At 44.9% G+C, this 21,156-nt stretch carries 23 protein-coding genes and 1 pseudogene; 14 read left to right on the forward strand and 10 right to left on the reverse strand.

Annotation, left to right across the window (positions count from 1 at the left end; translation table 11 throughout):
- Positions 1-35 precede the first annotated feature (35 nt).
- Together glcP and AU387_RS17035 are read left to right on the forward strand one after the other, a co-directional pair.
- Positions 36-1,241, forward strand: coding sequence for a glucose/mannose transporter GlcP (gene glcP, locus AU387_RS17030; protein ID WP_059336340.1), 1,206 nt, complete (start codon positions 36-38; stop codon positions 1,239-1,241).
- Between the two features lie 371 nt (positions 1,242-1,612).
- On the forward strand, positions 1,613-1,807 hold the full coding sequence (locus AU387_RS17035; protein WP_059293208.1) for a hypothetical protein: 195 nt from the start codon (positions 1,613-1,615) through the stop codon (positions 1,805-1,807).
- A 26-nt stretch (positions 1,808-1,833) separates the two neighbouring features.
- On the opposite strand, the gene AU387_RS17040 is transcribed toward AU387_RS17035, so the two are convergent.
- From AU387_RS17040 to AU387_RS17055, 4 genes are all read right to left on the reverse strand, one after another.
- Positions 1,834-2,361 (reverse strand): MarR family transcriptional regulator, encoded by a 528-nt coding sequence (locus tag AU387_RS17040; RefSeq protein ID WP_044156494.1) that lies wholly within the window; start codon positions 2,359-2,361, stop codon positions 1,834-1,836.
- Positions 2,362-2,437: 76 nt separating this feature from the next.
- On the reverse strand, positions 2,438-3,931 hold the full coding sequence (locus AU387_RS17045; protein WP_059336342.1) for a monooxygenase: 1,494 nt from the start codon (positions 3,929-3,931) through the stop codon (positions 2,438-2,440).
- Positions 3,932-4,098: 167 nt separating this feature from the next.
- Positions 4,099-4,620: a signal peptidase I gene (lepB, locus tag AU387_RS17050; protein ID WP_044156498.1), complete on the reverse strand. Its 522-nt coding sequence runs from the start codon at positions 4,618-4,620 to the stop codon at positions 4,099-4,101.
- Position 4,621: 1 nt separating this feature from the next.
- Positions 4,622-5,242 carry a TVP38/TMEM64 family protein gene (locus AU387_RS17055; protein WP_044156499.1) on the reverse strand — a complete coding sequence of 207 codons (621 nt, stop codon included), beginning with the start codon at positions 5,240-5,242 and terminating at the stop codon, positions 4,622-4,624.
- Between the two features lie 155 nt (positions 5,243-5,397).
- Here AU387_RS17055 and AU387_RS17060 point away from each other — a divergent pair, with 155 nt between their 5' ends.
- The 3 genes from AU387_RS17060 (at position 5,398) to AU387_RS17070 (ending at position 7,651) form a co-directional block, all read left to right on the forward strand.
- The gene (locus tag AU387_RS17060; RefSeq protein ID WP_059336343.1) at positions 5,398-5,760 is read left to right on the forward strand and encodes a YhjD family protein; all 363 of its coding nucleotides are present in this window, start codon (positions 5,398-5,400) and stop codon (positions 5,758-5,760) included.
- Positions 5,761-5,984: 224 nt separating this feature from the next.
- Entirely contained in the window at positions 5,985-6,185 is a 201-nt protein-coding gene (locus AU387_RS17065; RefSeq protein ID WP_010333642.1) for a DUF3311 domain-containing protein, read from the forward strand.
- Positions 6,182-7,651 carry a sodium:solute symporter family protein gene (locus AU387_RS17070; protein ID WP_044156502.1) on the forward strand — a complete coding sequence of 490 codons (1,470 nt, stop codon included), beginning with the start codon at positions 6,182-6,184 and terminating at the stop codon, positions 7,649-7,651. Before AU387_RS17065 ends, AU387_RS17070 begins: the two co-directional genes overlap by 4 nt.
- A 39-nt stretch (positions 7,652-7,690) precedes the next feature.
- Here AU387_RS17070 and AU387_RS17075 read toward each other — a convergent pair whose 3' ends face one another.
- Entirely contained in the window at positions 7,691-7,960 is a 270-nt protein-coding gene (locus tag AU387_RS17075) for an excalibur calcium-binding domain-containing protein (protein WP_010333640.1), read from the reverse strand.
- A gap of 212 nt (positions 7,961-8,172) precedes the next feature.
- Between AU387_RS17075 and AU387_RS17080 the strand changes: the two genes are divergently transcribed.
- Entirely contained in the window at positions 8,173-9,072 is a 900-nt protein-coding gene (locus AU387_RS17080) for an SDR family oxidoreductase (protein WP_059336345.1), read from the forward strand.
- A 44-nt stretch (positions 9,073-9,116) separates the two neighbouring features.
- On the opposite strand, the gene comK is transcribed toward AU387_RS17080, so the two are convergent.
- Positions 9,117-9,695: a competence transcription factor ComK gene (gene comK / locus AU387_RS17085; RefSeq protein WP_059336347.1), complete on the reverse strand. Its 579-nt coding sequence runs from the start codon at positions 9,693-9,695 to the stop codon at positions 9,117-9,119.
- Between the two features lie 292 nt (positions 9,696-9,987).
- On the opposite strand from comK, the gene AU387_RS17090 reads away from it, so the two are divergent.
- Entirely contained in the window at positions 9,988-10,221 is a 234-nt protein-coding gene (locus AU387_RS17090; RefSeq protein WP_044156508.1) for an IDEAL domain-containing protein, read from the forward strand.
- A gap of 28 nt (positions 10,222-10,249) precedes the next feature.
- Here AU387_RS17090 and AU387_RS17095 read toward each other — a convergent pair whose 3' ends face one another.
- Entirely contained in the window at positions 10,250-11,107 is an 858-nt protein-coding gene (locus tag AU387_RS17095; protein WP_059293097.1) for an SDR family oxidoreductase, read from the reverse strand.
- Positions 11,108-11,218: 111 nt separating this feature from the next.
- Between AU387_RS17095 and AU387_RS17100 the strand changes: the two genes are divergently transcribed.
- The 7 genes and pseudogenes from AU387_RS17100 to AU387_RS17125 all read left to right on the forward strand — a co-directional run bounded on the left by AU387_RS17100 (position 11,219) and on the right by AU387_RS17125 (position 18,067).
- Positions 11,219-12,748 (forward strand): FAD-dependent oxidoreductase, encoded by a 1,530-nt coding sequence (locus tag AU387_RS17100; RefSeq protein ID WP_059336348.1) that lies wholly within the window; start codon positions 11,219-11,221, stop codon positions 12,746-12,748.
- Between the two features lie 257 nt (positions 12,749-13,005).
- Positions 13,006-13,383, forward strand: a pseudogene (gene hemAT / locus AU387_RS22395) (heme-based aerotactic transducer HemAT); the annotation flags it as partial.
- Positions 13,384-13,392: 9 nt separating this feature from the next.
- Positions 13,393-14,187: a methyl-accepting chemotaxis protein gene (locus AU387_RS22400; protein ID WP_372588344.1), complete on the forward strand. Its 795-nt coding sequence runs from the start codon at positions 13,393-13,395 to the stop codon at positions 14,185-14,187.
- Positions 14,188-14,320: 133 nt separating this feature from the next.
- The gene (locus AU387_RS17110) at positions 14,321-14,878 is read left to right on the forward strand and encodes a biotin transporter BioY (RefSeq protein WP_059336350.1); all 558 of its coding nucleotides are present in this window, start codon (positions 14,321-14,323) and stop codon (positions 14,876-14,878) included.
- Positions 14,879-14,884: 6 nt separating this feature from the next.
- The gene (locus AU387_RS17115; RefSeq protein ID WP_059336352.1) at positions 14,885-16,324 is read left to right on the forward strand and encodes an acyl-CoA synthetase; all 1,440 of its coding nucleotides are present in this window, start codon (positions 14,885-14,887) and stop codon (positions 16,322-16,324) included.
- Entirely contained in the window at positions 16,321-17,415 is a 1,095-nt protein-coding gene (locus AU387_RS17120) for an acetyl-CoA C-acyltransferase (protein ID WP_059336354.1), read from the forward strand. Before AU387_RS17115 ends, AU387_RS17120 begins: the two co-directional genes overlap by 4 nt.
- 70 nt (positions 17,416-17,485) lie before the next feature.
- Positions 17,486-18,067 carry a histidine phosphatase family protein gene (locus AU387_RS17125; protein WP_044156517.1) on the forward strand — a complete coding sequence of 194 codons (582 nt, stop codon included), beginning with the start codon at positions 17,486-17,488 and terminating at the stop codon, positions 18,065-18,067.
- Between the two features lie 28 nt (positions 18,068-18,095).
- On the opposite strand, the gene AU387_RS17130 is transcribed toward AU387_RS17125, so the two are convergent.
- The 3 genes from AU387_RS17130 to AU387_RS17140 all read right to left on the reverse strand — a co-directional run bounded on the left by AU387_RS17130 (position 18,096) and on the right by AU387_RS17140 (position 20,809).
- A complete protein-coding gene (locus AU387_RS17130; protein WP_059336356.1) occupies positions 18,096-19,067 on the reverse strand; it encodes an ABC transporter substrate-binding protein in 972 nt (323 codons plus the stop codon).
- 228 nt (positions 19,068-19,295) lie between these two features.
- Positions 19,296-20,288, reverse strand: a complete 993-nt coding sequence (locus tag AU387_RS17135) for an NADPH:quinone oxidoreductase family protein (protein ID WP_059336358.1) — start codon at positions 20,286-20,288, stop codon at positions 19,296-19,298.
- A 65-nt stretch (positions 20,289-20,353) separates the two neighbouring features.
- Positions 20,354-20,809 (reverse strand): GNAT family N-acetyltransferase, encoded by a 456-nt coding sequence (locus AU387_RS17140; protein ID WP_059336360.1) that lies wholly within the window; start codon positions 20,807-20,809, stop codon positions 20,354-20,356.
- Between the last annotated feature and the right edge of the window lie 347 nt (positions 20,810-21,156).

Raw genomic sequence — 21,156 nt, forward strand, 5'->3', positions numbered from 1 at the left:
TTATTTTCCTGCTTTTTCATATAGGGGTGTAATGAATGTTAAGAGGCACATATTTATTTGGATATGCTTTCTTTTTCACAGTGGGTATTATCCATATATCAACAGGAAGTTTGACACCATTTCTTTTAGAGTCTTTTAACAAGACAACAGATGATATTTCGGTCATCATTTTCTTTCAGTTTACCGGATTCCTAAGCGGGGTATTAATCGCACCGTTAATGATTAAGAAATACAGTCACTTTAGGACACTTACTTTAGCTTTGATCATAATGCTTGCAGCGTTAAGTATCTTTTTTCTCACTAAGGATTGGTATTATATTGTTGTAATGGCTTTTCTCTTAGGATATGGAGCAGGTACATTAGAAACGACAGTTGGTTCCTTTGTTATTGCTAATTTCGAAAGTAATGCAGAAAAAATGAGTAAGCTGGAAGTCCTCTTTGGATTAGGCGCTTTAACTTTCCCATTATTAATTAATTCCTTCATCAATATCAATAACTGGTTTTTACCGTATTACTGCATATTCACCTTTTTGTTCGTCCTATTAGCAGGGTGGTTAATTTTCTTATCCAAGAACCGAAAGTATGCTAAGAATGCTAACCAGCAAGTGGCCTTGCCAGATGCAGGAGCATTTCAATACTTTATAGGAGACAGAAAAAAATCAAAGCAATTAGGCTTTTTTGTATTTTTTGCTTTCCTATATGCTGGTATTGAAACAAATTTCGCCAACTTTTTACCTTCAATTATGATAAACCAAGACAATGAACAAATCAGTCTTATCAGTGTCTCCTTTTTCTGGGTAGGGATCATCATAGGAAGAATACTGATTGGTTTCGTAAGCAGAAGGCTTAATTTTTCTAAGTACCTCCTATTTAGTTGCAGTTGTTTAATTGTTTTGTTGATCGCCTTCTCTTATATAAGTAACCCCTTACTTCAATTGGGCGGCACATTTTTGATTGGTCTAAGTATAGCGGGCATATTTCCCATTGCTTTAACACTAGCATCAATCATTATTCAGAAGTACGTTGACGAAGTTACAAGTTTATTTATTGCTTCGGCAAGTTTCGGAGGAGCGATCATCTCTTTCTTAATTGGATGGAGCTTAAATCAGGATACGATCTTATTAACCATGGGAATCTTTACAACGATGGCGGTCATTCTAGTAGGTATTTCTGTAAAGATTAGGAGAACTAAAGCAGAAGACCCTATTTCACTTGAAAGCAAAGCTTCAAAAACACAGTAAAAAACGTGTAAATGAAAGATACGAATAGACATATCGTAAGTAAGAAGAGGACTTAATGTCCTCTTCTTTGTCATGAGAAAACAGTGTTTTAGCAAGGGAGATGGGAGATGGTAGATGATAGAAGTGATTATGATTCCGTACCTGTCCGAGATGCGTTCAGGTGACTAGCAAAGGTATTTACAGAATTGTTTTATGATACATCCATAAATCAAGGTATACTAGCCTGTTGCTCCCCATCAAAAATAAACCTAAACCTAAAATTTCCTCAGCATATTCTGAGGAAGCATCAAAAGCCAAAGATCGAATTTTGAGATGAACCGAAGATGCATGTAAACTAAAGGAGAAATCATAAAATGAATAGGGGCGTTATAATGAAAAAGATTTTTAAAGTGAGTTTGCTGCGCGACAACCCCGAGAAAGCAATGCACTTATATTATGGAATATGTTTAGGAATCTGGCTGATTTATAATTTGGTGACATCCAGCTCCCCTGGACTGCCGCTTATCATTTTAGCCGGAGGAAATCTGATTTACCTTACAATCTTGAAAAAGAAAGAAGAAACGTAAAAAACACCCACCTCAGTGCGTGTTTTTTATTTAAAAACGTTGTGAAGACCATCTTCCATCTCTTCTGACGACGGATACCATTTTGTCACCAGATCCCGAAACAGCCGTTCCGCAAAAAGAATCTCTTCCTCTGTATACCGATCAAAAAATGACAGAAAACGCTGTTCGACCTTCTGATGATAATATTTATGCAAATTGTGAAGTTTTTTCCCAGCCGGCGTCAAACGGAAGTAGACCTCCTTCTTATTATCGCTGAGCTGTGTTCTATGAAGGAAGCCGGCGCCGAGCAATTTTGTGCTGATGCGCGATACAGTCGCTTTTGTCGTATTCATTTTTTCTGCTATAGACGTGACATTGATTGGTTCATTGTCCCCGACACAGGATAGAACATGAATTTCTGTCATCGTCAATTGAGATTTACTCCCGTGCTCGGCATCAAGCTTCTTCAATTCATCAGCCAAAAAGGCTTTAATAAGCCCCTCCCATTTCTCCTGCTGATGAATGAGCTCCGCATATAATTCAAAAAGATTGCGTTTCGTATGATCTGTATTCATCTGGTTTTCCATCCTTTTTCATTCGATTGTTTCTTCTATCATACCGTTTTGTTACAGATGAAACAATCGAATTGCGTTACACCCGGCTGGTAACGGAAAACCAGCGGCTGATCCCTGTTTGAATCACCTCGGCACAATCAGGCGCCGATGCATCCACGGCCCAGGCAACATGTCCGTCAGGGCGAATCAATATTGTATGCACGTCCCGCAACTTTTCATTCGGTTCTGCAAGCGAGGCGTTTACCGTGCGTAAGCCTCTCATTCGGCTATGATCATCGGCTTCTTGCATCAATGACAGCAAAACGAATGTCCCGTTTTGGAGACAGCTGTACAGCCGTTCCGAACTGCCGCCGGAACGAATCAGCTCCATATCAGGGAGCCTTGACCCGTTCAAACGATGCGGCGGCATATTGGGATCGGCTTCATACCTGACATCAAGCGCAGAAATTTGCCCCGCTACATATCGATTCACTTCAGGGAAGGCGAGCAGCTCCGACATCATACTCCGCAAATGGAGGCCTGCTTGAGTGAAATCAATCAGTTTCGTCTGCGCCTCCGTGTTCCTCAGGAGCCCTTCTGCAGCCGGGTGCCGCTCCTCATGATAGCTGTCTAAAAGCCATGAAGGCGCAGCGCCCTTGACGGCCGCCGCCAGCTTCCATCCAAGATTCATCGCATCCTGAAGGCCGACATTCAGCCCTTGGCCGCCCGCTGGAAAATGAATATGCGCCGCATCCCCTGCAAGGAAGATTCTGCCGTCGCGGTACCGTTTCGCTTGGCGTGCGGCGTTCCCGAACCGTGACATCCAGGAAGGCTCGGTTAAACCGAAGTCAGTCCCGCAAATTCGTATGAGATCAGTTTTTAGCTCCTCCTCAGTGACAGGCACATCTTTCGGCGTCTGCGTGCGATAAGGGCTGATCACGACTACACGGTATCGGCCCGGAGAAAGCGGAACGATCATGACACCCCCCTCTTTTGTGCAAAGGGACAGCACTCCTGACGGCGGCGGAGAAAGGAGCGCCACATCTCCAAGCGCTGCTGTAATGGTGCTGTCTGTTCCCGGAAACTCAATTCGAGCCTGTTTCCGGACAGTACTTCCTGCTCCATCGGCACCAATGGCAAACATACTTGTGATTGTCCTCAGACTGCCGTCCCGATCCTTGAAAATGATTTGCGCCTCTGCTTCGTTTTGCGTAACCGCCAGCACCTCTGCCCCTCGTAACACCGCTGCTCCCAGGCTCCGCGCATGTTCCTCCAGCAGCTGCTCTGTTTTGGCCTGCGGAAGCAAAAGCGTGTAAGGACAGCCCGTATCCAAGTCTGAAAAATCAAGACGGGTATCCAGCATCGAAAAGTGTCCGGAAGGTATCTTGGTTCCCATGGATACGAAACGTTCCAGCAGCCCTCTCATCTCAAGAAGCTCCAGCGTGCGGGGATGCAGCGTCAGTGCCTTAGAATGCGGAACAGGCTTTTCAAGCCGCTCAATCACACATGTTTTCACCCCAGCCATCGCAAGCTCGGAAGCCAGCATAAATCCGACCGGTCCTCCTCCTATAATCACTGCTTCAACATTCATCTAAATCACTCCTTTTGTTTCATATAAAACTAATAAAAACCACTAAAAATAAAAGAAAAACCAAAAATCAAATATATTTTTGTTACACTCGTAACATTTTTGATTATAACTCCTTACAATTTTTTCTTCAACACATTTTTCCAAACCAGCACAAAAAAGACGCCGCTTCAATTGGCGTCTTTTTGTTCAGCATCGGAAATCAAACCGACGATATTTTTTTCTCTAACCGGACCAAAGTGCCGGCTGTCGAAGCTGTATATGCGATTATCTCCAACGACAAAATATTGACCTTTCGGCACCTTGCTTGTTCCTGTCACATCTTTCAACGTAAAGTCACCTGTTACATGGCTTCCGGCAGAAACTGATTTCAAATGCTTCAAAAATGGTTCAGCCACCTGCTTTCCGTTCACATACAGCTGATCATCTTTATATTTGATCGATTCACCGGGCAAGCCGATTACCCGCTTAATCAGCACTTTTTGATCAGGGCCTTTAAACAAAACAATATCAAAACGATGGATGGTTTTGAATCGATGTGAAAATTTATTGACCAACAGTTCGTTCCCTTCCTGAAAAGTCGGGTTCATGCTGATGCCTTCTACTTTGTAATCAATAAAGACGGCATTTTTGACTTGAATGGCGAGAACTACGGACACGACACCGGCAAGAAACCAAAACCGTTTTTTCATGTTACTGTCTCCCTCCATCATGCTCACGCTGGCTGGCTCTCACATGCAGATGCCGTTCCACCCTTTTGCCGACATACCATAAGACAGCAATCACCAGAACAGCAATAACCGTGCGAATCGGCTGTGTGATCAGCGCGTGAAGATCATATCCGATGAAGCTGATCATAAAAATCATGACGAGCTTTCCCGAGGCTGCCGCCAAAACAAACGGCCGCGTCCCGATCCTTGACAAACCAGCGACAACATTCACCGCGGCAGACGGTGTAAATGGAAAACAAAGCAGAAGAAACATCGGGCCAAAACCGTGCCTTTCCACCCATAACATAAGCTTTCTGACAGACGGATGCCTGCGGATGAATCCAAGAGCTCTTCTTTGTCCATAATGACGGACAATGAAAAACACGAGAATGGACCCCGCTGTTGATCCGGCCCATGACAGGATGAAGCCTTCCCACAGTCCAAACGAATTTGTATTCGCCACCACAAAAACGATAAGCGGCAAAAACGGAAGAAATGCTTCAATTAAAGGCAGCAGCACAGCAATAAGCGGACCGAAAGCCCTATAGCTTTGAAATAATTCAGTTAAACGATCCTCTGTCAAATAGGATAAAAATTGCTCCAACGTTTATACTCCTCACCGGGTTTGTCTATCCTTATTCTACACATTCTCGGCGAAAAACTAAAAAGTTTTGGTGATTTTTTCTGTCTTGAAACATTTCACCAGCCGATATAGAATATAACAAGAACAAACGTTCCCTCAAGAAAGAAGGAGTTACCATGCCGCATTTGCAGCCGGAAGGATATGAATTGATAGAACGGGCTCTCTTTTTGCCTATGGTCATTACGATTTTAAACCGCGATCTCGGCGGAATTGAGAAAAGCTCATTAAAATTGAAACACCCTTATATACAACTTATCAACGAATCATTAAAAATAGCACAAAAGGATCTGATTGAGATCAGAAAAGAGCTGAGGAAAAGAAAAATCGCCATCTACGAGGCTGAGCGTGATGAAGCCTTTACGCTTTATTTATTTGTCATTGATGGCTACGAAGAAAAACACCGCTATTTTAACCCGCGAATTCGAGAGCAAGTAAGCAGTTTGTTAACATTCTATTTATTTGCGCCGGACTCGCCATAAGTCTTTCGAATCATTCTGTATTCCCCTCCTTGCGCCCGTCCCCCCTTCTAGCTCCCCAAGAATAAATTTCTGACAATTCGCACTATACAAACAAAATAAATTTATTTATAATTCGTACCACAGCCTTTCACTCCCCAAAAAATGACATGTGCCGCCAGATTAGCGACATGATTTGCAGCCCGCGCATGACACGCACCGCCCATTTTTGATCAAAGGAGGATTCTATGAAACTGATTCACATTCTTGCCGCTTTACCCTTCATCGGACTTTTGCTTGGCATCCCTTTTGCAAACAAAGTGACACCCTATCTGTTTGGCATGCCATTCATTCTCGCCTATGTTGTCATGTGGGCTTTGCTGACCTCTGTCCTGATGGCGATCGTGTATGTCCTCGACAAAGAAAATAAAAGGGAGGAAGCAGAATGAACGCAGCTCTCATCATCATTTTCGGTGTCCTGCTATTCAGCATGTTTCTCGGCGTACGCGCCCAAAAAGGAAAAGACATGGACCTTGAGCAGTGGACGGTTGGAGGCCGCGGCTTCGGTACTGTCTTTGTTTTCCTATTGATGGCAGGAGAGATTTATACGACGTTTACGTTTCTCGGCGGAAGCGGCTGGGCTTACGGAAAAGGCGGGCCGGCTTTTTACATCATCGCCTACGGCTGCCTGGCCTATATTCTTTCTTATTGGCTCCTGCCGGCGGTATGGTCCTATGCGAAACAGCATAAGCTGATGTCGCAGTCCGATTTTTTCATCAAAAAGTACAACAGCCCGCTGCTTGGCGTGCTCGTCTCACTTGTCGGCATCGCCGCGCTTATTCCTTATCTTGTGCTGCAGCTGAAAGGGCTTGGATTGATTGTATCGGAAACGTCTTACGGAAAAATTTCTCCTACTGCTGCCATTTGGATCGGCGTCATTTCAATCACAGTTTACGTTATGGTATCCGGCATCCACGGGTCCGCCTGGATATCCGTTGTCAAAGACATCATGATTTTGGCCGTCGTTTTATTCTTAGGCGTATATCTGCCAATTCATTACTACGGCGGATTTCAAGACATGTTTCAGCAGATTGAAAACGCAAATCCCGGTTTTATTACCCTGCCCGAAACAGGGCAAAGTGCTGCATGGTTCAGTTCAACCGTGCTGCTGACGGCGCTGGGCTTTTACATGTGGCCCCATACGTTTTCCGCTTCCTATTCAGCAGAAAACCCAAAAGTCTTTCGAAAAAACGCCATTATTATGCCTTTATACCAGCTGGTCCTTCTATTTGTCCTTTTCGTCGGCTTTGCGGCTATCCTGCAAGTTCCCGGTCTGAAAGGCGCAGACGCGGATTTATCACTTTTGAGACTGTCTCTTCAAACCTTTGATCCTTGGTTTGTCGGAGTCATTGGGGCAGCCGGACTGCTGACAGCGCTTGTGCCGGGTTCCATGATTTTAATGTCGGCCTCCACTTTGTTTGCCAAAAATGTTTATCAAGTGTTTGCTCCCCGCACGACGGAACAGCAAGTGTCATTATTGGCTAAATGTTTAGTGCCTGTGATTGCGCTGATTGCTGTGTACTTTACATTCAAAGGCGGGAACACAATCGTTACGCTTCTCCTTATGGGATACAGCCTCGTCACACAGCTATTTCCGGCCCTGCTGTTCAGCCTGTTCAAGCATAAGATCGTGACCAAACAAGGAGCCTTTGCCGGCATTATAACGGGAGTCGGAGCGGTTTCTTATATTACCGTTACAGAAACAACAATCGGCACTTTATTTCCGGCGCTGCCGCAAGCGGCGAAAGACTTAAACGTCGGCATTGTCGCTTTGCTGCTGAATGTTACGGTCATGATGGCGGTCAGTCTTATGACAAGAAAAACAAAAAGCGCAGCTGCTGATCAAGCCGCTTAAACAAAAAAAAGCAATCTGGGCAACAGATTGCTTTTTTGATTAGCGTTCGCAGGCGATAAAATCTTTATCACGGTCGCTCTTTTTATTGGCATCATAAAGCGCCTTAGATACGTAAGGCTTGTACTTCGTTTTTCCGCCTTTATTTTTCACCTTGGACGTACGGGCTACCCCGCCTTTGTACACTTTGTTTAATTCCTTGCAGTTCTTATACGTCTTTACCTTCGTTTTGGCTTCCGCCACATGGTCAGCTCCGTATGAAAAACCGAAAACGAGACCGAGTGAAAGCAAAAGCGCCGCGGCTTTTTTCATGACAATATACTCCCCCATACCCAATATTTAGTTGTTTTAAAGCGATTTTATCATAATTCAATTCGTCATATTTTACAAGATAAATATGGAAGGAGCGGCAGTTTTTTTTGCTTTCTTTGTCTTGCAGAGATGCAAACTGCCAAAACATGTTTTTCTCACTTTGCTCAAGGGTACACATACGAATGTACACCACACAAAAAGGAGCGTTAATGATGTCTGATACAAAACGAAACAATCCTTTAACAGCATTTTTTCACGATGAATTTCCTGAACAATACCAAGAACCGCCCGGCTTGCAGCAAAAAATGAAGCCGATTCCGGACTGCGGAGAAAAAAGCTATAAAGGAGCTGGCAAACTAAATGGCCGAAAAGCTCTTGTCACCGGCGGTGATTCCGGTATTGGCCGCGCTGCCGCCATCGCTTATGCCCGGGAAGGCGCCGATGTGGCAATTAACTATTTGCCCGCGGAACAGCCTGATGCAGAAGAAGTAAAAGAACTGATTGAAGCAGAAGGACGCAAGGCAGTCCTGATTTCAGGTGATCTGAGTGACGAATCGTTTTGTCACGATTTAGTCAAACAAGCGCATAACGAACTCGGCGGGCTGGATGTGTTAGCGCTCGTTGCCGGTAAACAGCAAGCAGTGCAAAACATCGAAGATCTTCCTACTGAACAAATCTATAAGACGTTTGAAGTGAACGTCTTCTCGCTATATTGGGTTGTTAAAGCGGCGCTTCCGTATTTGCCGGAGGGCGGGTCTATTATTACCACAACTTCAGTTGAAGGCTACAACCCAAGCCCGATGCTGTTAGATTACGCGGCGACGAAAAACGCCATTATCGGCTTTACCGTTGCGCTCGGAAAACAGCTGGCGCCCAAAGGCATCAGAGTGAACTCTGTTGCGCCAGGACCAATCTGGACTCCGCTGCAAATTTCCGGCGGACAGCCAACTGAAAACATTCCGAAATTCGGCAAAGGGACGCCGCCGTCACCATTAAACCGCGCGGGACAGCCGGCGGAACTGGCAGATGTTTATGTATTCTTAGCCTCAGAGAATTCAAGCTATGTGACATCTCAAATATACGGCATCACCGGCGGAATTCCGACGGCCTGATCGTTAGAAGGAGCTGCCCTGTTTGGTCAGCTCCTTTCTATTTTCTAATACCGCTCCCCAAGCTCACGCAAAATAAAATCATAAATTATCTTCGTCCGCTCTTCCTTCGGATACAGCATAAATTCCTGCCGTTTCGGGACACGGTGTTCGATTCTGTCCTGAAATTTGGTTCTGAGCCAGGCTGTCCGATATACCTGATTCTCGAACGAATTGCAGGAGACCGGCAGTTCCATCGTTTTTCCGTTTGAAAACGTCACTTCCGTATCGTCGAATTCAGTCGGTTTGAATTCTTTTACATGCACATGGGAAATCCAGCCGCATTGGGGTCTAGTCGAAGAAAGTGTAGGGAATAAAAAGATTTGGTTCGAAGGGTCCACCATGATTGGCGGTTTGTGAGAAATTTTTGTCACTTCATAAGTTCCCGCTTTTCTTCCCGCGTAGCTTGATCCGAAAAATCGGCAGCTTCGGTCGACAATTTGCAGCGGCTTCATGCTGACGTAAAACATACAGTCTTTTTCAATGATTTTTGAACAGATTTTGCCGTCGATTTCTTCTGGCAAAACGGCAATTGTTGCGCTGTTTACTTCATACGATTCTAATGGTGTGTCAGTTTTCTGACTCATGTTATGGCCTCCATCCTTTTTCTGCAAAATTTATACTAATAATCTATCATCTGTGTTTATAAAACGACAGGATTTTTTAACAAATGAACTAAAATCATCTTTTATTTATATTTTTTAGTTCTATTTTACTATTAATAAAGCGATTTTACTTTACTGCATGATCTCAGATCACAGCATTTCGCAGGATATGTCGATAGATTGCCAAGTATTAGTTGTCTAAAGATTATAAAAATTTATTGATTTTTTCGACCGTTATCCATATACTATAAAAAAGGCATTGGGGGGATTCTTTATGAAAGAGAAAAAGTCGTACACTGAGCTCATGAAGTCCCGCAACACGCAAAAAACAAAAGAATTTGATGGAACAATGATGGATATTTACATTCAAATGGTGCTCGATGAATCCTTGTTTAAGCGTCGGTTGACCATGCTGACTGACCAAATCAACAAAGCCTTGGACGAAAAAGATAAAGATGCGTTTCTTACGCTCTCTAAAGAATATGCAGCGCTCAAACAGAGCGAATAAGCCAATCCTTAAGGATTGGCTTTTTTAATTACCCATTTACAATCGTTCCCCCGTTGACATGAATGGTCTGGCCGGTGACGTAAGTGGAATCATCGCTGGCAAGATATAAATAGCTCGGCGCCACTTCCACCGGCTGGCCCGGCCGTTCCATCGGCACATCCGAACCAAACACTTCCACATCTTTTGCAGCAAAGCTGGCCGGAATGAGCGGTGTCCAGATTGGCCCCGGCGCAACCGCATTGACTCGAATGCCTTGCTGAACAAGCGATTGGGAAAGGGATCTTGTAAAAGTGACAATGGCTCCTTTCGTCGCTGAATAATCGATCAATGTTTTATTGCCTTTGTACGCGGTGATCGATGCTGTATTGATAATACTGCTTCCTTTTTTCAAATGAGGCAGCACAGCCTTCGTTAAATAAAACATAGAAAAAATGTTCGTCTGAAAGGTTCTGATCAGCTGGTGGCTAGTAATTTTTTCAATGCTCGGCTGCACATGCTGCTCAGCGGCATTATTAACCAAAATATCTATGGTTGGAAAAGCCTGGCTGGCCTGTCTTACCACTTCATTACAAAAAGCTTCATCTCCGACATCTCCTGCAATCAGCAGGCACTTCACCCCTTCTTTCTCTACATACTCCTTTGTTTCTTCGGCGTCCTGATGTTCATTAAAATATACAATGACCACATTCGCCCCTTCTTTTGCGAATAACACCGATACAGCACGTCCGATCCCGCTGTCTCCGCCTGTAATAATGGCCGTTTTGCCCGCTAGTTTTTTTGCCTTCTTCGGCTTATCAAATACCGGACGGGGATCCATCAGATATTCGAATCCCGGCTGCTGGTCCTGATGCTGCGGCGGCAATGTTTTCTTTTTCTCATTCGCCAATGCAATCACTCCTTTTCAACCCTATTATGGTATGACCAAAGCCTGCTTCCTATGTATGAAAAGATAGAAAATGGAAAAATTAAGAATAAATGATATTGGAGGTACAATGGTTTGACTAATCAACCTTTTTCAAAAGAAGCTCCCGAAACATATTGGAGAACATCGGCGGACTTGCCTTCTTTTCCGGCGCTGCAAGAGGATACGGAATGTGATGTCACCATTATTGGAGGAGGCATTACAGGAATCACGACGGCCTACGAGCTGTCCAAAAGAGGCTTCCGAGTCGTTCTGATTGAAGCGAATCAGGTTCTCAATGGCACAACGGCCCACACAACGGCAAAAATTACAGCGCAGCACGACATGATTTATGATGAATTTATCCGCAATTTCGGACTGAACCACGCAAGGCTTTATTATGAAGCGAACCAGAATGCAATTGATTATATAAAAGGAATTGTTGATGAACTTCAGATCGATTGCGAATGGACCGAACAAGACGCTTACCTTTACACAGCAAGTGAAGATGCTGTACAAAAAATCCGCACTGAGTATGAGGCATACACAAAACTCGGGATTGAAAGGGATCTCATAAAAGATCTTCCGCTTCCCGTCGGCTCTAAGCTGGCGCTTGTGATGAAGAATCAGGCCCAATTTCACCCGCTTCACTTTTTAACCGCGCTCCTTGATCAGATCGTGCAAAAGGGCGGACGGATTTATGAAGAGACTGTTGCGCTTGATATTAAAAAAGGAGAAATGCCTGAAGTTGTTACAAAAAGCCGGCACGCCATTAAAAGCCGATTTATCGTATGCTGCTCCCATTTCCCTTTTTATGACGGGGGCGGATTATATGCAGCAAGAATGTATTCTGACAGATCCTATGTCCTCGCCGTCAAGCCGAAGATCGACTATCCTGAGGGCATGTATTTAAGTATAGACCAGCCGTCAGTTGCGCTTCGCTACACCATTGTAAACGGAGAAAAGCTGATTCTCTTCAGCGGAGTAAGCCATAAAACAGGCCAAGGCAAAGACATGTCGACCCATTACGAAACGCTGAGACAATTGGCAGAAAGCACAATTGGAATCGAAAGCATTCCCTATTACTGGTCCACACAGGATCTCGTGACCATCGATAAAATCCCATTCATCGGGCCTATGTCTGAAAACGAAGACAATATTCTCGTTGCGACCGGCTTCAAAAAATGGGGCATGACATCATCAGCTGTCGCAGCTCAGCTTTTGTCAGACCTTGTGGAGAAAAAAGACAATCCATATGAGAGCATTTTTACACCGTCTCGTTTCCATCTGAATCCCGGCTTGCAAAAGGTGATTTCTTACAATGCAGATGTGGCTAAGCATTTCATTAAAGGGAAGCTTGAAAAACCGGACGTCGAGTTTGAAGAGATCGCGCCAGGTGAAGGAAAAGCCGTCACCATTAACGGCAGACGCGCGGGGGCATTCAGAGATGAAACGGGCTGCCTGCATCTTGTTGATACAACCTGCACCCATTTAGGCTGTGAAGTGGAATGGAACGACGGAGAGCACACATGGGATTGTCCGTGCCACGGATCACGCTTTAAACCAACTGGCGAGGTAGTCGAAGGGCCGGCCATCAAACCACTAAAACAAATTGATCTTGATTAAACCGTTCATATAACTGAACGGTTTTTTTATAAATAATTTCTATCTGCCGTCTTCATTCGTGCTTCCCTTGACCGATAAAAAAGAAAAAGGCTTAAAAAGCCAAAAGATAAAATTATATTTTCCCAAGGGGGATCACTGTATTGTTATTTAAAAAAGATAGAAAAAAAGAAACGGCTTATTTTTCAGATTCAAACGGCCAGCAAAAAAACCGCATTCAGCTCACAAACAAGTTCTCAGATGTGAAAAAACAGCTCAAAATGGTCAGGCTGGGAGATCCAGAGCTGCACGTGCTGCAAGAGCTGCAGCCCTTAATCCAAGAACACATTGTTTACATTGTTGACGCTTTCTATAAAAATCTTGATCATGAAAGCTCATTAATGGATATCATTAACGACCACAGCTCAGTTGACCGCTTAAAACAAACGTTAAAACGGCATATTCAGGAAATGTTTGCCGGTGTCATTGATGATGAATTTATTGAAAAACGAAATAAAATTGCTTCTATCCATTTACGAATCGGCCTTCTGCCAAAATGGTACATGGGAGCGTTTCAGGAATTGCTTCTATCAATGATTGACATTTATGAAAAGTCAATTACAGATCACCAGGAACTGCTGAAAGCAATCAAAGCGACAACTAAAATCTTGAACTTAGAACAGCAGCTTGTCCTTGAAGCATTTCAAGCTGAATACAACCAAACCCGCGATGAACAAGAAGAAAGGAAAAATCTTCTGCATCAGAGAATCCAAGAAACCTCCGGGTCGATCGCAAATCTGTTTTCAGAAACGAGCCGATCCGTTCAAGAGCTTGTTGACAAATCGGAAGGCATTTCCGAAGCATCCAAAGCCGGCACAGTGACATCCAGCACCGTTGAAGAAAAGTCGATCGGCGGGAAAAAAGAGCTTGAAATCCAGCAAAAACAGATGAACCAGATCGATACAAGCCTCGTCCAAATCGAAAAAGAAATGGTCAAGCTGGATGAAATCGCACAGCAAATTGAAAAAATCTTCGGCATCGTCACAGGCATCGCCGAACAAACGAATCTTCTGTCGCTAAACGCATCTATTGAATCAGCCCGTGCAGGCGAACACGGCAAAGGCTTTGCCGTTGTGGCCAATGAGGTGCGAAAGCTGTCTGAAGATACGAAAAAAACCGTTTCTACAGTGTCCGAGCTTGTGAACAACACCAATACACAAATCAACATCGTGTCGAAGCATATCAAAGACGTGAACGGGCTTGTCAGCGAAAGCAAAGAAAAAATGACACAAATTAACCGTTTATTCGATGAAATCGTTCACAGCATGAAAGTCAGCAAAGAACAATCAGGAAAAATTGACGTCGATCTGCAGGCCTTTCTCGGAGGGCTCCAGGAGGTCAGCCGCGCCGTTTCTCATGTGGCTGCTTCTGTTGATTCGCTTGTCATTCTTACAGAAGAATAATCATCAAAAACCGGCCGACCGCAGGCCGGTTTTTTTGCATGCATTTGTAAACCATAATTAAAATTAAGTTGACATAAAAGCTGTCTGCATTTATTGTATAACCATATTTTATTCGTTAGTTGGAGGATTTCATATGAAATTACTAGACATGATGCACATTGCAATCTTTACTGCACTGATGGCAGTTCTTGGTTTTATCCCCCCTCTTTTCTTATCCTTTACACCTGTTCCCATTACACTGCAGACGCTCGGTGTCATGCTGGCCGGCAGCATTCTCAGACCCAAAGCCGCTTTTTTAAGCCAGCTTGTCTTTTTGCTGCTCGTCGCCTTTGGAGCGCCGCTATTGCCCGGCGGCCGCGGCGGGTTTGGCGTTTTTTTCGGACCGAGCGCGGGTTTTCTGATTGCTTATCCGTTCGCCTCGTGGCTGATCAGCCTAACCGTTCACAGACTGCGTAAGGTGACAGTGTTCCGTCTCTTTTTCATTCATATTGTGTTCGGCATCATCTTTATATACCTGCTTGGCATTCCTGTACAGGCTTTTATCATGCATATTGATCTGTTACAGGCCGGTTTTATAAGTCTTTCATTTGTGCCCGGCGATTTATTAAAAGCGGCAACATCTGCGCTGCTTGCCATTAAGATCACCCAAGCCTTGTCTCTTTCTGATACGATGTATACAAAAGGAGGCTGACATTCTGTGACCATTACACATACATACCTATCCTTTGCCAATAAAAATCCAAGCCGGATTGCGATCCAGACTGAATCTGAACATATTACATATCGGGATTGGAACCGGCTCGTCACCCAAACTGCCAATTGGCTGCGGACGCAGCCAAACGTTCCAAAACGTGTAGCCATCCTGCTCCCAAACAGCCTTGCATTTTTACAGCTGTTTGCCGGAGCTGCCGCGGCCGGATGTACGGCGGTTCCCATTGATACACGCTGGAGTGCCGCTGAATGCGGTGAGCGGCTGGCATTAAGCGGTGCTGATTTTGTGGTGGCTTCATCTCTTTTTAAAAACAAACTGACAGATTGTCTGACACCCGTTGTTTGGCTGGAAGACTGTATGGCGCATATCTCAGAGGCGTCCGCTGCCCCGGCCCCAGCCGTTGATCCGGAGCTTCCCTTTTATATGGGCTTTACGTCAGGCTCAACAGGCAAGCCGAAAGCATTTACGCGCTCTCATCGCTCTTGGGTTGAAAGCTTTCATTGTACAAAAACTGATTTTTTGGTCTCTTCAAATGACAAAGTTCTGATTCCGGGGACATTACTGTCCTCTCACTTTTTATACGGTGCTGTCAGCACTCTGTATCTCGGGGGAACCGTTTGTTTGCTTAAAAAATTCATTCCCGCTCAAACGAAGGAGTGGTTAACACAGAAATCCATCAGCGTACTCTATACCGTACCGACAATGACAGATGCCCTCGCCAACATTCTCGCTTTCCCTGACAGCTCCGTTAAAATCATTTCTTCGGGAGCGGACTGGCCGGCAGCATCTAAGGACAAGCTTGCATCCAAATGGCCTCATTTGAAGCTGTATGATTTTTACGGCACATCTGAGCTTAGCTTTGTTGCGTATCTCTCACCAGAAGACAGCAAACGAAAACCTCATTCAGCGGGCCGCCCTTTTCATAATGTCCGCATAGAGATCCGCAGCGCCGCCGGGGCCCTCTGTCAGCCGGGGGAAATCGGGAAAATATTCGTCAAAAGCCCGATGAAGTTCTCAGGCTATGTAAACAGCCGCACACCAGATCAACCGGAATGGATGACAGTAGATGACATGGGCTATGTTGATGGAGAGGGATTTCTGTACATAGCAGGACGGGAAAACGGGATGGTCGTATATGGCGGATTAAATATTTTCCCTGAAGAAGTTGAGCGCGTGCTGCTCTCCTGCCCAGAGGTTGAAAAAGCAGCTGTGGCGGGCATTCCGGACGAGTATTGGGGAGAAATCCCCGCGGCCGTCATTTGCGGGAATACAGATGCCAAAAAGCTGAAAGCCTGGTGCAAGCAGAAACTGGCATCCTACAAAATCCCGAAAAAATGGGTATTTACAGACAGTATGCCGGAAACAAGCAGCGGCAAAATTGCCCGTTCCAGCGTAAAAAAATGGCTGCGGGGTATGGTGGATTGAACGCGGTTATTGCAGATGCCAAACGAACGATTTTCGGAAAAGAAAACGGTCTGCTGAAGCAGTTTCTGCCGGAGGATTTGGCCGCTCCTCTCATCAGCTGTCTCAGCCGAAAGCTAGAGGATCCAATTGACGAGGTGATTTTGGGAAACGCCACTGGCAGAGGCGGCAACCTCGCCCGGCTGTCAGCACTTCAAGCTGGACTCCCTTTATCTGTTCCCGGCATGACGATTGACAGACAATGCGGCTCCGGGCTTGAAGCAGTGCGTTCCGCATGCAATCTTATCAAAGCGGGTGCCGGAAACATTTATATCGCAGGCGGCGCAGAAAGCAGCAGCCGATCACCTTTTTCAGAAAGAGCCCGCTTTTCGCCGGACACTGTTGGTGATCCCGATATGGGCATGGCGGCCGAATATACAGCAGCACGCTATGCCATCCCAAGAAGCATGCAGGACGAATACGCGCTTCTCAGCTATCAACGCAGCTGGAGTGCTCATACCGAAGGATTGTACCGTGAAGAGATTGTTCCTCTCGGGGAGTTGGAAACAGACGAAGCTTTTCTGAAAAGACGGCCGATGGAAGCGATCATTTCTCGTGCAAAGCCGGTGTTTGACACCAGCTCCGGAACGGTTACAGCCGCCAATAGCAGCGGCATTTCAGATGGAGCGGCTGCACTCCTTGTCATGGAAGAGAAAAAAGCTGCATCCCTCGGCTATAAACCTGTGCTGCGATTTATCGGAAGCGCCGTTAGCGGCATTCATCCCAACTATCCGTCCGCCGCGCCGGTTGAAGCGATCAAAAAGCTTTTAGCTGCAAACGCGTTGACGACTGATGATATCGGCTTATACGAAATCAACGAAGCCTTTGCCGTTAAAATATGTGTCTGCTCACAAGAACTTGGCATTCCCTATACGAGGATCAATGTGCGGGGCGGCGCATTAGCTCTCGGCCATCCTTACGGCGCTTCCGGGGCGGCACTGGTCACCAGATTGTTTTATGAGGCGCAGAGACGGACAGGCTGTCAATATGCTGTTGCTGCCATCGGAAGCGGCGGCGGAATCGGCATGGCTTTATTATTTGAGGTTTTGACATAGGCTTTTTCATAGGATGCATGCCTCTGATTTAGTATAATAGCGATAAGATCAAAGTCAGGAAGGGGATTTTATGACAGCCGTTTGCTTAGTAAGACACGGAGAAACCGATTGGAACCTGCAGCAAAAATGCCAAGGAAAAACAGATATCCCGCTGAACGCGACAGGCGAACGCCAAGCAAAAGAAACCGGAGAATACTTAAAAGATTTTTCTTGGGATATCATTGTCACCAGCCCGCTGAAAAGAGCCAGAAGAACCGCGGACATTATTAATGAATACCTCAATCTTCCTATCGTCGAGATGGATGACTTTAAGGAGCGTGATTACGGGGACGCGGAGGGCATGCCGCTTGAAGAACGGACAAAGCGCTATCCGGACAAGAACTATCCAAACATGGAAACGCTAAAAGAGCTCACGGACAGGCTGATGGGCGGATTGGTGAAAGTAAACCGCGCATATCCAAATCAAAAGGTACTGATTGTCGCGCACGGCGCAGCGATTCACGCACTGCTGACAGAGATTTCCGGCGGTGATGCCGAGCTTCAAAATACGCGCCTTGTCAATGCCTGCCTCAGCAACATTGAATTTGCAGAAGAAAAATGGAAAATTAAAGATTATAACATCAATAGCCACTTATCCGGTTTTATTCAATAAGAAAAGACAGGCGTTTGCCTGTCTTTTCTTATTTATTTTCTGCTGTCATATCATTTTGAAGCTCATCTAAAATCGCATTCGCTCCGTCCACACTGCGGCGCAGAGACCATACCTGACGGTCAACATGGTACACATGTCCGTTTTTCACTGCCTTCAGCTTCTTCCACAGAACATTTTTTTCGATCGGGCGTTTGCCGTCCGCGTCAATGTCGTCTGTTTTTCCTGTCATCAGTATGATTACATCCGGGTCTGTTTTCAGCAGCTGCTCAAGTGTCATTTTCATGTTCACAGAGTCGCCGCCATTACCGGTTTTTTTGTTATCGGACGTGCTGATCGCATATTGATAGCCGACTTGTGTTAAAAGTCTCGATGTGAAGAAATTTTCACCTCTGGCCATAATCGTATCATTTGTATTTCCAATCAGAAGCACAGATTGGCTGTTCGCACTGATCTTTCTCTTTGTTTCATTCACTTTTTCTTCATGCGCTGTCAGCTTTTTCTCCATTTCCTTCTCTTTGCCGACTGCTTTGGCAATGGTAAGAGAAGCGTCTATTGTATCCTGATAATCAGCATTTAAATTATGAAGCGCGACCGTCGGCGCGATTTTTTTCAGCTGATCATATATCTTCTTATGACGGGTCGTGTCTGCAATAATCAAATCCGGTTTTAGCGAAGCGATTTTTTCCATGCTTGGCTGTGACCGTGTGCCGACAGAGGTGTAGCCGTCAATTTTTTTCAGTACATCCTTGTTGATCAGCTGCTTTGCTTTATTGTCATCCGCCACTCCAGCAGGCGTAATGCCGAGATCAAGCAAAGTGTCGATAAAGCCAAGCTCAAGCACAACGACCCGCTTCGGATGCTCAGGCACGTTCGTTTTCCCTAAATCATGTGTTACCGCTGCTTTATTTTCTTCACTGTTTTGATGGCCGGCTGAAGAAGAACAAGCCGCAGTCAAAACAGAAAGAAGTAAAACTGTAAGAATAATCAGTGTTTTTTTCATAATATTCCAGTCTCTCCTGTATGTAGTTTCTCAATTAAGATGTCCAAAAGATAGTATAACACGGAATGATAATCATTATCACTATTATTATTGAAAATCAGTATAGAAAGTTTCACATCGAAGGAACGTTTAAAATACGGAAGCATTGGATGCACTTGCATTTTCTAGAATCAAACAAAAAAGCTTGCAGAAAAAGCATCGTGTTTTCTGCAAGCTGAAACTTCAATTTTACAGTTTTACAAGGACTCTTCCTTGAATGTAATTTTGCAAAATATCTTTTAGCGCATCAGGTGCTTCTGTTAACGAGACTTCCTTGTCTATGATTGTCAGAAGCTGTTCAGGCTTAAGATCGGATGCCATGCGCTCCCAAACCGCCGCTCTAAGATCCATTGGACAATAGACTGAGTCTATGCCCAGCAGGCTGACTCCGCGAAGAATAAACGGATACACCGTTGCAGGAACCTCTCCCCCGCCCGTTAAACCGCTCACCGCGACAGATCCGCCGTATTGGATTTTGCTTAAAAGCGAGGCAAGCTGCTTCCCGCCGACAGGATCAACGGCTCCTTGCCATTGCTGCTTGGACAACGCCTTACGTTTACCGTCATAGACATCTTCCCTGCTGATTACTTCATTAGCACCAAGCTGCTTCAAATAGTCAGTCGCCTCCCGGTTTCCTGTGCTTGCGACCACGTTATAGCCGCGTTTGCTGAGCATCGTTATTGCAATTCCGCCGACACCGCCGGTTGCTCCGGTGACAAGCACGCTCCCTTTCTCAGGAGAGAGTCCGTTCTGTTCAAGACGATGCACAGATAACGCCGCTGTAAACCCCGCCGTTCCGTACGCCATCGCTTCCTGCAGCGAAAGGTTCTTTGGCAAAGGCACCAGCCAGTCGCCAGGCACTGAAACATATTCGCTTAATCCGCCATGACGTGAGACACCAAGCTCATAGCTTGTCGCAATGACTTCATCCCCTTCGGCAAAACGCGGATCATTTGAAGAAACAACCGTACCTGCAGCATCAATGCCTAAAATAAGCGGATATTCTCTGACAATATTGCCGCCCGCTTTTCCGGCCAAGCCGTCTTTGTAGTTGATGCCTGAATATGCTGTTTTAATCAGCACGCCGTCTTTCGGCAAATCCTCTGTTGATATGGTTTTGATATTGACTGAAACATCATCTGCATTTTTTTCTGCCAGCAATGCTTGAAATAACGTTGACATTCGGCACACTCCTTTTCATCTTTATCGTAACCGAACATCGGCCAAAAAACCAAATCATGAGGCCTCTATCTGCACTTCTCCGGCACATTAAGGCTATAATGCACAAATGCGGTTTCCTCTTCATAGCCGTTTTGCTCATATAAACTTCTTGCCGTCCGGTTGTGATGTTCCGTCTGCAGCTTTAAATATTTCGCTCCGTTTTCCGCGGCATAATCCTTTGCAGCGGAAAGCAGCCGCCGGCCAACTCCCTTTTTTCGTACAGAAGAAGCGACGAATAAATCATTTAATATGTAGATTCTTTTCATAGCCACGGAAGAAAAGGCTGGATAAAGCTGTGTAAAACCAATGAATTCCCCATTTTCTTCTGCGATAAAAATAACAGACTCTTCATTTTCCAGGCGTGCTTTCAAAAAAGCCTCCGCTCCTTCCAGATCCGACGCCTGCTTATAAAATTCCCGATACTGATGAAACAGCGGTGCTATAGCTGCCGCATCTGCTGGTAAAGCTTGACGAATGTTCATCTCGTTTCCTTCTCTCTATATGCTGTTAAGAATTATATTTTATATTTAATAGAATTTTCTGTAAACCATATTGATCAGAATACTTTTTTCAGCATGCTTGGAAAAAATATCACGATAATATCCATTGATCTCATAGAAAAACATGCAGGTCAATGGAACTGATTTATTCGACAGGTTTTTTTCTGGTCGCGGGAGGATTTAACCTGAAAAAACATGAAATTTCAACATAATGATTATTTACTCATGTCTATTTTCGTTCTTTTCTGTATGAATGCAGTTATTTCGAGTCTCTATAGAAATAACGAGAGATGATATACCTAAATAGAAATAAAACAATCTCAAAAAAA

The sequence above is a fragment of the Bacillus halotolerans genome (assembly GCF_001517105.1).
Lineage (GTDB): Bacteria > Bacillota > Bacilli > Bacillales > Bacillaceae > Bacillus > Bacillus halotolerans.